This window comes from Pseudomonas fluorescens, assembly GCF_001902145.1.
Classification (GTDB): domain Bacteria; phylum Pseudomonadota; class Gammaproteobacteria; order Pseudomonadales; family Pseudomonadaceae; genus Aquipseudomonas; species Aquipseudomonas fluorescens_BV.
In genome coordinates, this window is record NZ_MRST01000026.1 from 154,463 (window position 1) to 168,035 (window position 13,573).

11 protein-coding genes are annotated in these 13,573 nt (G+C 61.8%); 8 read left to right on the plus strand and 3 right to left on the minus strand.

Annotation, left to right across the window (positions count from 1 at the left end):
- Positions 1-46 precede the first annotated feature (46 nt).
- The 7 genes from BUE92_RS20145 (at position 47) to yccS (ending at position 10,622) form a co-directional block, all read left to right on the plus strand.
- A complete protein-coding gene (locus tag BUE92_RS20145) occupies positions 47-1,489 on the plus strand; it encodes a TldD/PmbA family protein (RefSeq protein ID WP_073525902.1) in 1,443 nt (480 codons plus the stop codon).
- Positions 1,489-2,805, plus strand: coding sequence for a TldD/PmbA family protein (locus BUE92_RS20150; protein WP_073525904.1), 1,317 nt, complete (start codon positions 1,489-1,491; stop codon positions 2,803-2,805). The genes BUE92_RS20145 and BUE92_RS20150 overlap by 1 nt, the downstream gene beginning before the upstream one ends.
- Positions 2,806-3,069: 264 nt before the next feature.
- The gene (locus BUE92_RS20155; protein WP_073525906.1) at positions 3,070-3,960 is read left to right on the plus strand and encodes an alpha/beta fold hydrolase; all 891 of its coding nucleotides are present in this window, start codon (positions 3,070-3,072) and stop codon (positions 3,958-3,960) included.
- A 36-nt stretch (positions 3,961-3,996) separates the two neighbouring features.
- On the plus strand, positions 3,997-5,424 hold the full coding sequence (gene mdtD / locus BUE92_RS20160) for a multidrug transporter subunit MdtD (protein WP_073525907.1): 1,428 nt from the start codon (positions 3,997-3,999) through the stop codon (positions 5,422-5,424).
- A 130-nt stretch (positions 5,425-5,554) separates the two neighbouring features.
- Complete coding sequence (gene dbpA, locus BUE92_RS20165; protein WP_233475092.1) at positions 5,555-6,892, plus strand: ATP-dependent RNA helicase DbpA; 1,338 nt, start codon at positions 5,555-5,557, stop codon at positions 6,890-6,892.
- A gap of 145 nt (positions 6,893-7,037) precedes the next feature.
- Positions 7,038-8,216 carry an NAD(P)/FAD-dependent oxidoreductase gene (locus BUE92_RS20170; protein WP_073526461.1) on the plus strand — a complete coding sequence of 393 codons (1,179 nt, stop codon included), beginning with the start codon at positions 7,038-7,040 and terminating at the stop codon, positions 8,214-8,216.
- Positions 8,217-8,438: 222 nt separating this feature from the next.
- Positions 8,439-10,622: a YccS family putative transporter gene (gene yccS / locus BUE92_RS20175; protein WP_073525910.1), complete on the plus strand. Its 2,184-nt coding sequence runs from the start codon at positions 8,439-8,441 to the stop codon at positions 10,620-10,622.
- 626 nt (positions 10,623-11,248) lie between these two features.
- On the opposite strand, the gene BUE92_RS20185 is transcribed toward yccS, so the two are convergent.
- Positions 11,249-11,986 (minus strand): substrate-binding periplasmic protein, encoded by a 738-nt coding sequence (locus BUE92_RS20185; protein WP_073525911.1) that lies wholly within the window; start codon positions 11,984-11,986, stop codon positions 11,249-11,251.
- A 197-nt stretch (positions 11,987-12,183) separates the two neighbouring features.
- Here BUE92_RS20185 and BUE92_RS20190 point away from each other — a divergent pair, with 197 nt between their 5' ends.
- Positions 12,184-12,636 (plus strand): GNAT family N-acetyltransferase, encoded by a 453-nt coding sequence (locus BUE92_RS20190; protein WP_073525913.1) that lies wholly within the window; start codon positions 12,184-12,186, stop codon positions 12,634-12,636.
- A 97-nt stretch (positions 12,637-12,733) separates the two neighbouring features.
- Here the strand turns inward: BUE92_RS20190 and BUE92_RS20195 are convergent, their stop codons facing one another.
- Both BUE92_RS20195 and BUE92_RS20200 read right to left on the minus strand, forming a co-directional pair.
- Positions 12,734-13,030, minus strand: a complete 297-nt coding sequence (locus tag BUE92_RS20195) for a winged helix-turn-helix domain-containing protein (RefSeq protein ID WP_073525915.1) — start codon at positions 13,028-13,030, stop codon at positions 12,734-12,736.
- Positions 13,031-13,047: 17 nt separating this feature from the next.
- Positions 13,048-13,548, minus strand: a complete 501-nt coding sequence (locus BUE92_RS20200) for a M48 metallopeptidase family protein (protein WP_003194942.1) — start codon at positions 13,546-13,548, stop codon at positions 13,048-13,050.
- Positions 13,549-13,573 lie beyond the last annotated feature (25 nt).

A 13,573-nucleotide genomic window follows, 5' to 3' on the forward strand; every position in this document is an offset into this window, starting at 1 on the left:
TACTCTGTTCGCCTGCCCGCGCCGAGCCGCCCACAAGGAAGGCCCCATGTTCGAACACCACGCCACGCTCAAGAAACACTTCAGTGCCCTGCGCACCACCGCCGAATTTTTCTCCCTGCGCTACGTGCGCGAATCCGGCCAGTACCTGTCGGTACGCAAGAACGTCGCCGAGCCGCCCCACCTGGGCCACGATGAAGGCGCCATGCTTACCGTGCGTCTCAACGGCGTGGAAGCCTACGCCGCGACCAACGATATTTCCCTTGCCGGCCTGCAAGCCGCCCTTGAGCGCGCTGAACAGCAAGCCCGGTTGATCAAGCCCCACGCCCTGCTCGACCTGCACCAGCAGCCGGTGTCCAGCGACGTCGCCGACTACCTGTCTCCCGACCTCGACCAGCCCTTCCCGTCCCTGAGCGACTGCTACCAATTGCTGGCCGATGAGTCTGCCGCCGTGCCCAAGGATGAGCGCCTGGTGAGCTGGGAAGTCAGCCTGGGGACCACGCGGGTTGAACAGATCTACCTCAACAGCGCCGGCGCGCAATTGCGTCAGGCCCAGCGCTTTGTGTTCCCTGGCCTGAGCGTGACCGCCTTTGACGGCAACGACAGCCAGACCCGCACCCAGGGCGGTACCAACTTCGGCCAGCAAGGCAGTGCCGGCGTGATCCAGCGTTTCGGCCTGGTGGGCGCCGCCCGCAAGGTAGCCGATGAAGCCCTGCAATTGCTGCTCGCACCGAATACGCCCCACGGCCCGCGTGACCTGCTGCTGATGCCCGACCAGATGATCCTGCAGATCCACGAGTCCATCGGCCACCCACTGGAACTGGACCGCATCCTCGGTGACGAGCGCAATTACGCCGGCACCAGTTTTGTGAAAGCCAGCGACTTCGGCCACCTGCAGTATGGCTCACCGCTGCTCAACGTCACCTTCGACCCGGACATCCCGGAACAGCTTGCCAGTTACGGCCATGACGACGACGGCACACTCGCCAGCAAGCAGTTTCTGATCCGCGAGGGCCTGCTGCTCAAGCCCTTGGGCGGGGCCTTGTCGCAATTTCGCGCCAACCTGCCAGGCGTCGCCAACAGCCGCGCCTGCGGCTGGAACCGTGCGCCCATCGACCGCATGGCCAACCTGAATATCGAGCCTGGGGATAAAAGCCTCGCGCAACTGGTGGGCGGCATTGAGAGCGGCATCCTGATGTCGACCAACCGTTCGTGGTCCATCGACGATGCGCGCAACAAGTTCCAGTTCGGCTGCGAGTGGGGCCAGTTGATCGAAAACGGCGAACTCAAGGGCGTGGTCAAGAACCCCAACTACCGGGCGATTTCCGCACAGTTCTGGCGCAAGCTCAGCGCAGTGGGCGATGCCAGCACCTTCAAGGTCTTGGGCACGCCGAACTGCGGCAAGGGCGAACCCAACCAGGTGATCCGTGTCGGCCATGCGTCGCCGGCCTGTGTATTCAGCAATGTCGATGTATTTGGGGGAGATGCCTGATGAACCACTTCAAGGCTCTGGTGGATTGGCTCAAGCAGGCGGTCACCGATCAAGAACAATTTCACCTCGGCTACGCGGATGAGGCGTCCGAGTTCGTGCGCTTCAACCATGCGCAGGTACGCCAGGCCGGCCAGGTACAGCAGGCCAGCCTGAACCTCAAGCTGATCAACGATGGGCGCCACGCCGATCTGGGTATCACCCTGTCGGGCGAGGCGCAGCTGGATCGTCAACGCCTGGCGAATGGCCTGCAACAATTGCGCGAAACCTTGCCGCTGTTGCCGCCTGACCCGTACCTGCTGCTGAACCCCGATGCCTGGCACAGCCATAACGAACAGCTGCGCCCGCTGCCGGAACTGGCACAAGTGCTGGACGATATCAGCCAGGCCGCCGATGGCGTGGACCTGGTTGGCTTCTACGCCGCCGGCCCGATCAGCCGTGGTTTCGCCAGCTCATCGGGGGCGTTCGGCTGGCACCGGGCTAACAGCTTCAATTTCGACTTCAGCCTGTTCCACGCCAATGGCGAAGCGGTAAAAGCCAGCTACGCCGGGCACACCTGGAACAGCGCCGAATTCGCCGCCCGTTTCCAGCAGGCCCGTGAGCAACTGGCGTTTCTCGGTCGCCCGCTCCACAATCTGGCGCCCGGCCAATATCGCGCCTACCTTGCGCCGGCAGCGCTGGAAGAAATCATCAGCATCATCACGTGGGGTGGTTTTTCGGCCCAGGCCATCGCGAGCAAAGGCAGTTCGTTGCAACGCCTGTACGCGGGTGATCAGTCACTGAGCCCGCTGGTGACGGTGGATGAGCAGATCAGCGGCTCCCTGAGCCAGGCGTTTTCTACTGAAGGCTATCCGCGTGAGGATGTCACCCTGATCAACGCAGGCAAGGCCGAGGGCCAGTTGGTCAACTCGCGCAGCGCCGCCGAATACGGCATGAACACCAACGGCGCCAGCAGCGACGAGTCGCCCAGCGCCCTGCAAATGGCGGCCGGCAGCCTGGCCCAGGCCGATATTCTCAAGCAGTTGGGCACCGGTCTGTATATCAGCAACCTCTGGTACCTGAACTACTCCGACCTGCCGGCAGCGCGCCTGACCGGCATGACGCGCTTTGCGACCTTCTGGGTGGAAAACGGCGAGATCAAGGCACCGGTCAGCACCATGCGTTTTGATGACAGTGTCTATCAGTTGCTCGGTTCACAATTGGAAGCGCTGACCGCTGATCGGGAGCTGCTGTTGTCGGCCAGTACCTATGACCAGCGCAACACCGCTTCCAACCTGTTGCCAGGCGCTTTGGTAAAACGCCTGACGCTGACCTTATAAACTGTAGGAGCGAGCTTGCTCGCGAAGAACGTACAGACACCGCGGGCTGGCTGTCAGCGCTGCGTTATCGTTGACGTTTTTCGCGAGCAAGCTCGCTCCTACAGTTCAATAACCTGCGCTGCGACGAAACTTCTATCCCGCCTACTTTGGCCGTTCGGCCTGTTGTCGCTCTGCTTTTTCCTCGTTATAACAGTTAATGGCTTCTCGCCACCCCTGCCCACGAGAGCATAACCTTGCCCGGGAAAAGCAAGCTGGAGCGTTGACATGAACCACGGAAGTTTCGTCATAGAAAAACTGTTCAAGCACTACAACGTTCACGTAGAGCAACTGGGTAACGATCCGCACAGAAAAACCGTACTGATGGTCAATGGGGCGCTGTCCACCACGCGCTCCTTTGCCCGTACCAGCAAATGCCTGGCCGAGCACTTCAATGTGCTGCTGTTCGACTTGCCCTTCTCTGGCTTGTCACGCGAGCACAACACCGAACTCGACCTGGTCACCAAGGACGACGAGGTGCAAATCCTGCGTGCCTTGGTAGCGCGCTTTGCGGTCAACCATCTGGTCTCGGCATCATGGGGCGGCATCTCCACGCTGTTGACCCTGGCGCACAATCCGCCCTCCATCGAAAGCTCGGTGGTGATGGCCCTGGCGCCCAACCTCAACCAGGCGATGCTGGAATATGTCGAGCGCGTGCGTGTGCTGATCGAGGCCGATGACAAGTCGGCGGTCGGCCATCTGCTCAACGAAACGGTTGGCAAATACCTGTCGCCGCGCCTCAAGCGCAATAACCATCGACACCTGTCGACCATGGCCACCACCGAGTATCGCCAGGCGCGCTTTCATATCCACCAGGTGCTGGGCTTGGGCGATGGCAACTACTTGCCGGCGCTGCGGCAGATTGGAACACCGGTGCACTTTCTCAACGGCGCGCTGGACGAATACACGCCGGCCGACGAAGCCCAGCTGTTCAAACACTACGTAGGCCGCAGCAGCTTTGCGGTGGCCGAACACACCGGCCATCTGCTGGATCTGGAGTCCCGCGAAGCCGCGCTGGCAGTGCATCGGGCGTTGCTGGACTTCCTGGTGGGAGAGCATGTGACATTGTCAGATATAGACGAACCGCCAGTGGGAAAAGGAGCGACGGATGGCGCATAATCGCCAACACATAGCCTGCTAATTAAAAGGGATCCCATGCCGAATCGTGCCCCTCTCGATGCCAAGACCGCCCGCTGGCTCCCCTGGGTGGTAGCGATTGCCTTCTTCATGCAGTCGCTGGACGGGACGATTCTCAACACCGCGCTACCGGCCATGGCGCAGGACCTCGCGGAAAACCCGCTGCGCATGCAAGGGGTGGTGATCGCCTACATGCTCACCGTCGCCTTGCTGATTCCGGCGTCGGGCTGGATCGCTGACCGCTTTGGCACCAAGAAGATTTTCTTTGGCGCGATCATGCTGTTCAGCATCGGGTCGCTGCTGTGTGCGCTGTCCAATAGCTTGAGCATGCTGGTGGGCGCACGGGTGATCCAGGGCCTGGGCGGTGCGCTGATGCTGCCGGTCGGGCGGCTGGTGGTGCTGCGCGCTTATCCGCGCTCCGAGCTGGTGCGGATCATGGGCTTCATCACCATTCCCGGCCTGCTCGGCCCCTTGCTTGGCCCGACCATGGGCGGCTGGATGGTGCAATACCTGACCTGGCACTGGATCTTCCTGATCAACCTGCCGGTGGGCATGATCGGCTGCTATGCCGTGTGGAAATTCATCCCCGACCTGCGCGGCAGCGAGCGCACGCGCTTCGACGGCCTGGGCTTTCTGCTGTTCGGCGCGGCGATGGTGCTGATCACCATCGCGATGGAAGGCCTGGGCGAACTGCACCTGCCGCATCTGCGTGTGATATTGCTGCTGTTCGGCGGGTTCGCCTGCCTGGCGGCGTACTGGCTGCGCGCCGGGCATATCGATAACCCGCTGTTCTCGCCGGTGCTGTTCAAGACGCGCACCTTTGCCGTGGGGATTCTGGGCAATCTGTTTGCGCGCCTGGGCAGCGGCGCATTGCCGTTCCTGGTACCGCTGCTGCTGCAGGTGGCGCTGGGCTACTCGCCGTCGGAAGCGGGCATGAGCATGCTGCCGCTGGCAGCGGCGGCGATGTTCGCCAAGTCCATCGCACGCCCGCTTATCGAGCGCCTCGGCTACCGCATCGTCCTGACCGGCAACACCCTGGCCCTGGGCCTGATGCTGGCGAGCATGGGCCTGGTCAGCGAACAAACGCCCTACCCGCTGCTGTTGGCCATGCTGGCGGTACTGGGGGCCATCAACTCCCTGCAATTTACCGCCATGAACACCGTCACCCTGATCGACCTCGACGACGCCCAGGCCAGCAGCGGCAACAGCTTGCTGTCGGTGGTGGCGCAGTTGTCCCTGAGCCTGGGCGTGGCCTGTGCCGGTGCATTGCTCGGCGGCTTTACGGCCGAAGCCGGTAATGACGGGGTCAATACAGTACTGGGCGCCTTCCAGCTGACCTTCCTCACCGTGGGCATCATGGCCATGCTGGCGGCGGCGATCTTCCTGCAACTGTCGCCCAAGGACGGCAAACGGCTGGTCAGCCGCGAGCACGATATCGAGCACTAACGGGCGTCTCGTCGAGAACTTGCGGGGAAAATCCCACGAGACTGGTACACTGCGCGACATTTTGTTTTGCAGAGCCAGTCCCGTGACTACCATCGCCACCGCTTTTAATACTTTGCCCCTGTCCGCCGCCATGCTGGCTAACCTCGACTCGCTGGGTTATGTCGAGATGACGCAGATCCAGGCGCAAAGCTTGCCGGTGATCCTCAAAGGGCTGGACCTCATTGCCCAGGCCAAGACCGGCAGCGGCAAGACCGCCGCATTCGGCATCGGCCTGTTGAACCCGATCAACCCGCGCTACTTCGGGTGCCAGGCGCTGGTGATGTGCCCGACACGTGAGCTGGCCGACCAGGTCGCCAAGGAAATCCGTCGCCTGGCCCGTGCCGAAGACAACATCAAGGTACTGACCCTGTGCGGCGGCGTGTCCCTCGGCCCGCAGATCGCCTCCCTGGAGCATGGTGCCCACGTCATCGTCGGTACCCCGGGCCGCATCCAGCAGCACCTGCGTAAAGGTTCGCTGGTGCTGGACGGTTTGAACACCCTGATCCTCGACGAAGCCGACCGCATGCTCGACATGGGCTTCTACGACGCCATCGAAGACATCATCAGCAAGACCCCACCGCGCCGCCAGACCCTGCTGTTCTCGGCCACCTACCCGGTGAGCATCAAGCAACTGGCCTCCAAGTTCATGCGTGCGCCTCAGCAAGTGAAAGCCGAAGCGTTCCACTCCGACGACCAGATCGAACAGCGCTTCTACGAGATCTCCCCGGAAGAGCGCATGGACGCCGTGACCAAGGTGCTGGCGCACTTCCGCCCTGCTTCCTGCGTGGCGTTCTGCTTTACCAAGCAGCAAGTGCAGGAAACCGTCGACCACCTGACCTCCAAAGGCATTTGCGCCGTTGGCCTGCATGGTGACCTGGAACAGCGCGACCGTGACCAGGTACTGGCGATGTTTGCCAACCGCAGCACGTCGGTGCTGGTGGCCACCGACGTCGCCGCCCGTGGCCTGGACATCGACGCCCTGGACATGGTGATCAACGTCGAACTGGCCCGCGACTCGGAAATTCACATCCACCGTGTAGGTCGTACCGGCCGTGCCGGTGAGACCGGCATCGCCATCAGCCTGGTGGCGCCGTCCGAAGCCCACCGCGCCCAGGCCATCGAGCAACTGCAGAAGTCGCCGCTGAACTGGGACCAACTGGACAACCTCAAGCCGCAAAGCGGTGGCCCGTTGCTGCCGCAGATGAGCACCCTGTGCATCGCCGCCGGGCGTAAAGACAAGGTTCGCCCAGGCGACATTCTTGGCGCACTGACTGGCGAAGCCGGCATCCCGGGTGCCCAGGTCGGCAAGATCGCGATCTTTGACTTCCAGGCCTTCGTGGCCGTGGAGCGTGGCATCGCCAAGCAGGCGTTGCAGCGTTTGAATGACGGCAAGATCAAAGGCCGTTCGCTGCGCGTGCGGATCCTGTAACAACATAGTTACTGCAAGAACCGAATCAATGTGGGAGCTGGCTTGCCTGCGATAGCGACGGTGAATCCACTACCGCCATCGCAGGCAAGCCAGCTCCCACAGTGTTGATTGCATTTCAAATCAATAGTTTTGTGAGGACATGGCTGTGCGCTCGACCGAAGTTGTGATCATTGGCGCCGGCGCCGCAGGCTTGATGTGCGCGCTGACCGCCGCCGGGCGTGGGCGCAAGGTGATGTTGATCGACCACGCCAACAAGGCCGGCAAAAAAATCCTGATGTCCGGTGGCGGCCGCTGCAACTTCACCAACATGTACACGGAGCCTGCCAACTTCCTCTCGCACAACGCGCACTTCTGCAAATCCGCCCTGGCCCGCTATACCCAGTGGGATTTCATCGGGCTGGTGGCCAAGCACGGCGTGCCGTACCACGAGAAGAAACTCGGCCAGCTGTTCTGCGACAACAAGTCCAGCGACATCCTCGGCATGCTGCTCGACGAATGCATCCAGACCGGCGTGAGCCTGCACCTGGACACCTCCATCGAGGCAATCGCCAAGCTCGAAAGCGGCTATCAACTGCAAACCACCCTGGGTGAGCTGCGCTGTGAATCCCTGGTGATCGCCACGGGCGGTTTGTCGATCCCGACGCTGGGCGCCACCGGTTTCGGTTACCAAGTGGCCAAACAATTCGGCCATGAACTGCTGCCGACCCGTGCCGGGCTGGTGCCGTTCACCATCACCGACCAGCTCAAGGAGTTGTGCGGCGAGTTGTCCGGCACCTCGGTCGACTGCCTGGTGAGCTGCAACGGCCAGAGCTTTCGCGAGAATATCCTGTTCACCCATCGCGGCCTGAGCGGGCCGGCGATTTTGCAGATTTCCTCGTATTGGCACTCCGGCGACACGGTAGAAATCAACCTGCTGCCCGACCACGACGCCCATGCCTGGCTGCAACAGCAACAGGCCGAACACCCCAACAGCGAGTTGAAAACCCTACTGGGCGAGATCTTCACCAAGAAGATGGCCAACCTGCTGGCCCAAAGCTGGTTCGAATCCAAGCCGATGAAGCAGTACACCCATGCTGAAATTGCCGATATCGCGCAAAAGCTGGGGAACTGGCAACTGGTACCGGCCGGCACCGAGGGTTATCGCACTGCCGAGGTAACATTGGGCGGGGTGGATACGCGGGAAGTGTCGTCCAAGACCATGGAATCGCTGAAAAGCCCCGGTCTGTACTTTATCGGCGAAGTGCTGGACGTGACCGGCCACCTGGGCGGGTTCAACTTCCAGTGGGCCTGGGCATCGGGGTACGCGGCCGCGCAATACGCCTGACTTTCGCCTTGAAATGCAATCCCCTGTGGGAGCTGGCTTGTCGGGCCGCCGCATCGCTGCGATAGCGGCGGTGAATTCAGCACCGCTATCGCAGGCAAGCCCGCTCCCACTTTGGTTTTGCAGTGAGACTGAAAATTTTGCTGCCCGATGTGATCGCCACGCTTGCCGTGGCGTCCTTGATAGCTCAATTTAGCGACAACGTCCCGGAAGACTCCAGACTTCATGTCATCGACCTCGTTCAAGCAGTCCATGCGGCGCCTGTGGGCGCTGGATAAATTCAGCTACAGCGTACGGGTGTTCATCGCCCTCACCGGCAGCATGGCGTTGTGTTGGTACCAGGATGAAATGACGCTGCTGATCCCGCTCTTCCTGGGGATTATCGCCAGCGCCCTGGCCGAGACCGATGACAGCTGGCAAGGCCGCCTCAACGCGCTGGCGGTGACACTGGTGTGTTTCAGCATTGCCGCGCTGTCGGTGGAGCTGCTGTTCCCTTACCCCTGGATATTTGCCATCGCCCTGGCCCTGGCCAGTTTCGGCCTGACCATGCTCGGCGCACTGGGCGAACGCTATGGCGCGATTGCTTCGGCCACCTTGATTCTGTCGGTCTACACCATGATCGGCGTGGACCAGCGCGGCGGCGCCGTCACGGACTTCTGGCATGAGCCACTGTTGCTGGTCGCCGGTGCCGCCTGGTACGGCGTGCTGTCCGTGCTGTGGCAGGCGCTGTTTTCCAACCAGCCGGTGCAGCAGAGCCTGGCGCGATTGTTCCGCGAGCTGGGGCGTTACCTCAAGCTCAAGTCATCGTTGTTCGAACCGATCCGGCAGCTGGATGTAGAAGCACGGCGCCTGGAGCTGGCCCAGCAAAATGGCCGGGTAGTCGCTGCGCTGAATGCCGCGAAGGAAATCATCTTGCACCGCGTCGGCAATGGGCGACCGGGCTCGAAGGTCAGCCGTTACCTGAAACTGTACTTCCTGGCCCAGGACATCCACGAGCGCGCCAGTTCCTCCCACTACCCCTACAACGCCCTCACCGAAGCCTTCTTCCACAGCGATGTGCTGTTTCGCTGCCAGCGCTTGCTGCGCCAGCAAGGCAAGGCCTGCCAGACCCTGGCCGAGTCGATCCAGCTGCGCCAACCGTTCATCTATGACGACAGCTTTGCCCAAGCCCTGGGCGACCTCAACGCGTCCCTGGAGCACCTGCGCATCCAGAGCAACCCGGCCTGGCGTGGCCTGCTGCGGTCATTGCGCGCCTTGGCGGCCAACCTGTCCACCCTCGACCGCCTGCTGGGCGACGCCAGCAACCCCGATGCCCTGGCCGACGCCACCGACAGCAACCTGCTGGACCGCGCCCCGCGCAACCTCAAGGAAATGTGGACGCGCCTGCGCACCCAACTCACGCCTACATCGCTGCTGTTTCGCCATGCCTTGCGCCTGTCCCTGGCGTTGACCGTCGGCTACGCGACCCTGCACGCCATCCACGCGTCCCAGGGCTACTGGATCATCCTCACCACCCTGTTCGTCTGCCAGCCGAGCTACGGTGCCACCCGGCGCAAGCTCGGCCAGCGGATCATCGGCACCGCCATCGGCCTCACCGTGGCCTGGGCGCTGTTTGATCTGTTCCCTAACCCGGTGGTGCAGTCGATGTTCGCTATCGCCGCAGGTCTGGTGTTCTTTATCAACCGCACCACCCGCTACACCCTGGCGACGGCGGCGATCACCCTGATGGTGCTGTTCTGCTTCAACCAGGTGGGCGATGGCTATGGGCTGTTCCTGCCGCGCCTGTTCGATACCTTGCTCGGCAGCCTGATCGCGGGCCTGGCGGTGTTCCTGTTCCTGCCGGACTGGCAAGGCCGGCGCTTGAACAAAGTGCTGGCCAACACGCTGACCTGCAACAGCATCTACCTGCGCCAGATCATGCAGCAATACGCCGCCGGCAAGAGCGACGACCTGGCCTACCGCCTGGCCCGTCGCAACGCCCACAACGCCGATGCCGCGCTGTCCACCACCCTGGCGAACATGCTGATGGAGCCTGGGCACTTCCGTAAGGAAGCCGACGTGGGCTTCCGCTTCCTGGTGCTGTCTCACACCTTGCTCAGCTATTTATCCGGGTTAGGCGCGCATCGCGATACCTCGCTACCGAGCGATGTGCGCGAGCACTTGATCGAAGGCGCGGGCAACAGCCTGGCGGCGAGCATCGATGAGATCGCCACCGGCCTGGCCAATAAACAGCCGATTGCGATCCAGAGTGATGACGAGGAAGCGCTGGCCGCCGAGCTTGAGCAAATGCCCGATGAGATCGACGAAGGGCAGCGGTTGGTACAGACGCAGTTGGCATTGATTTGCCGGCAGTTGGGGCCGTTGCGCACGTTGGCGGCGCATCTGATCAAGGATACCAGCGCGGCTTAGGCCGCTATCGCAGGCAAGCCAGCTCCCACCTTGAAATGCATTCCAATGCGGGAGCCGGGCTTGCCCGCGATGAGCATAGGTATCTACACAACTCTGAAGCGTTCAACGGTAACCACGATGCGAAGCGAGCCGCTCTTGATCTGCCTTTGCTCTTCAGGCGCCCCGCTAAACCACGCTGGCCGAACGCAGGCTTGAATTCGTGGGTAACCCGGCAGGACGCCGGGTTAGCCGCCCCGCGCCACGGATGGCGCGTGGCGGCGGCCCACGGATTCAAGCATGCGTTCGGGCACACCGAGCCTAGGCGAGGTGCCGAGTGGTGGGGCAAGAGCGTTTTGCTTACTTTTGTCTGGGCCGGCATTCCGGCTTTTCAAAAGTGAGCCGCTGTAAAAGCGGAACCCTAAGTGGCCGTTACCGCAGGAACGGATATACACGCGGTCAGATCCAACATCCTGGTCGGCTGTAAGGCCGCCATCGCAGGCAAGCCAGCTCCCACATTTGGATCGCGGCGCATCAGTTAGATCAGCGTCGGCTGTCAGTCCGTCACGGGAGCAAGCTCCCTCGCCACAGGTCCAGCACCGCCCCAAAGTTGTGTAGATACCTATGCCGCGATGAGGCCCGCAAGAACGCTACATCCCATGCGCCTTCATCAACCGCGCATAACTGCCATCAGCCTTCATCCTGGCGATCTCCCGATCAAAACCGGCAACAATCTGCGCATGCTCGGGGTTCTTCAAACTCACCAGGATGTGCAGGCTGTTCTCGCTCAAAGGCTTGCCCACAAACGCCACCGCATTGCGCACCCGCAGCGACTCCCGAGCCAGGTAATAACGCGCTACGTATTCATCTTCCAGCGTCAACCTCACCCGCCGCGCAGCGAGCATGCGCACCGCCATGGCGAAGTTGTGCACCGGCACTTTCTGTAGCTGAATGTCTTGATCGAACGCCGCCGAGTAGGCGTAACCGCGTACCACGGCGATGGTCTCGTCGTGCAGTCGGGCCAGGCTGTGATATTCGATGGCATCGTCACTGCGCTTGAGAAAGCGCACACGGTTAAGCAGGTACTCAGCAGAAAACTGGCCAAACTGCGTGCGGGCCTCGTCGTACCAGGCGTTGATCAGCACATCGTAGCGCCCATCCCCCACGCCCTTGAGCGCGCGGGCCCAGGGCACCTGTTCAAAATCACTGGCGTACCCCGCGCGGGCCAGGGCGGTGCTGACGATATCCGTGGCCAAACCGCCATTGACCAAGGTGGCATCGGTGAACGGTGGCCAGCCATCCGCCACCAGACGCAGACGCTGCGCCAGCACCGGTTGGGCCAGCAGCAGCACTGCGATCAAAGCGACAGCACGAGTCAATCGCGGCATGCTCAAAGTCCTTGGCGGGCAGGCGGTGGCCTGATAACAGTAGCTCATCAATGAGCCTGCATTGCAGATTACACAAAGCAGCCAGCAGCGCACGCACTCAATGATGGCAAATTGACGCCATTCACACATTTGCCAATTTTAGACAGCGGCGCCCGCCGCGCTTACTATCCAGGCACGTCTTTACAAGAGCACACATCATGACGGTTGATTGGGTTTGCAAACATCACGACGACTTGGGCAAGGACCAGCTGTACGCCGTCCTGCGCTTGCGCAGCAAGGTATTCGTCGTCGAGCAGAAATGCGCGTATCAGGACATCGACGGGCAGGACCTGGCGGGTGACACCCATCACCTGATGGCCTGGCAAGATAATGAGCTATTGGCTTACCTGCGCCTGCTGGACCCGGAGTCCCAGGGCGGCGACGTGGTGGTCGGCCGGGTGATCGTCGCGCCATCGGCACGCGGCACCGGGTTGGGGCACACGATGATGGAAGAGGCCCTCAAGCAGATTGAAGAACTCTGGCCCGAGACACCGATCTTTCTGTCAGCTCAGGCGCATTTGCAGGAGTACTACGGGCGGTATGGGTTTGTAGTGGCGGGTGAGGAATACCTGGAGGACGATATTCCACATATCGGTATGCGGCGCCTCTGAGGGCGCCATCGCAGGCAAGCCAGCTCCCACACTGGAACGCATTCAACTGTGGGAGCCGGGCTTGCCCGCGATAGCGTCAGCCCTGCCACCGCTAAACTCAGGGATAGCCCAACACCTGCTTGATCGACGCCAGATTAGCCTCGATCCACCCCCGATCAATCGCCCCCCAGTCCCGAATCCGATAGCACCCGGCATGGTTACGCGCACCGTCCTCCTGCTCGAACTCACACACAATATCCAGATCGGCCAACGCCGCAATCGTGTCCTGGGCGGTACGCCGAGGCATGCCGGTGGCCTCGGTCAGCGCCGGGACGCTGCTGGCCAGTTGGCTGTCGATCAAGTACGCCACGTACAGGCGGCGGTAGAAGCTGCTTTTGGTCTTGCTCACATCCATGGTCAGTCGCCTTGGGGTTAGGGCTTGCCCTGCAAATCGCGCCAGGTGAGGTACACACGCAGGTCGAATTCCACCTGATGGTAGCCCGGCATCATGTATTGGCAGAGTTTATAGAACGCCTTGTTGTGGTCCGACTCCTTGAAGTGCGCCAGCTCGTGCACCACGATCATGCGCAGAAACTCCGGGGCCGCCTCCTTGAACAGCGAAGCGATGCGGATCTCTTTCTTGGATTTGAGATTACCGCCCTGCACCCGGGAAATCGTGGTGTGCAAACCCAAGGCACGATGGGTCAGGTCCAGGCGGTTGTCGAACAGCACTTTGTCGATAGACGGCGCGTTACGCAGGTGCTCCTGCTTCAAGGCCAGGGCATAGGCGTACAGGGCCTTGTCGCTCTGCACCGCATGGCGTTCGGGGTAACGCTGTTCCAGGTAGGCCCCCAACTGGTCCTTGGCGATCAGTTGGCGCACTTGCTCCTGGAGTGCGGCGGGGTAGGCCTGGAGGTATTTCAACGCGGTCATGGGCTCTGCAACGCAATTGGGACGG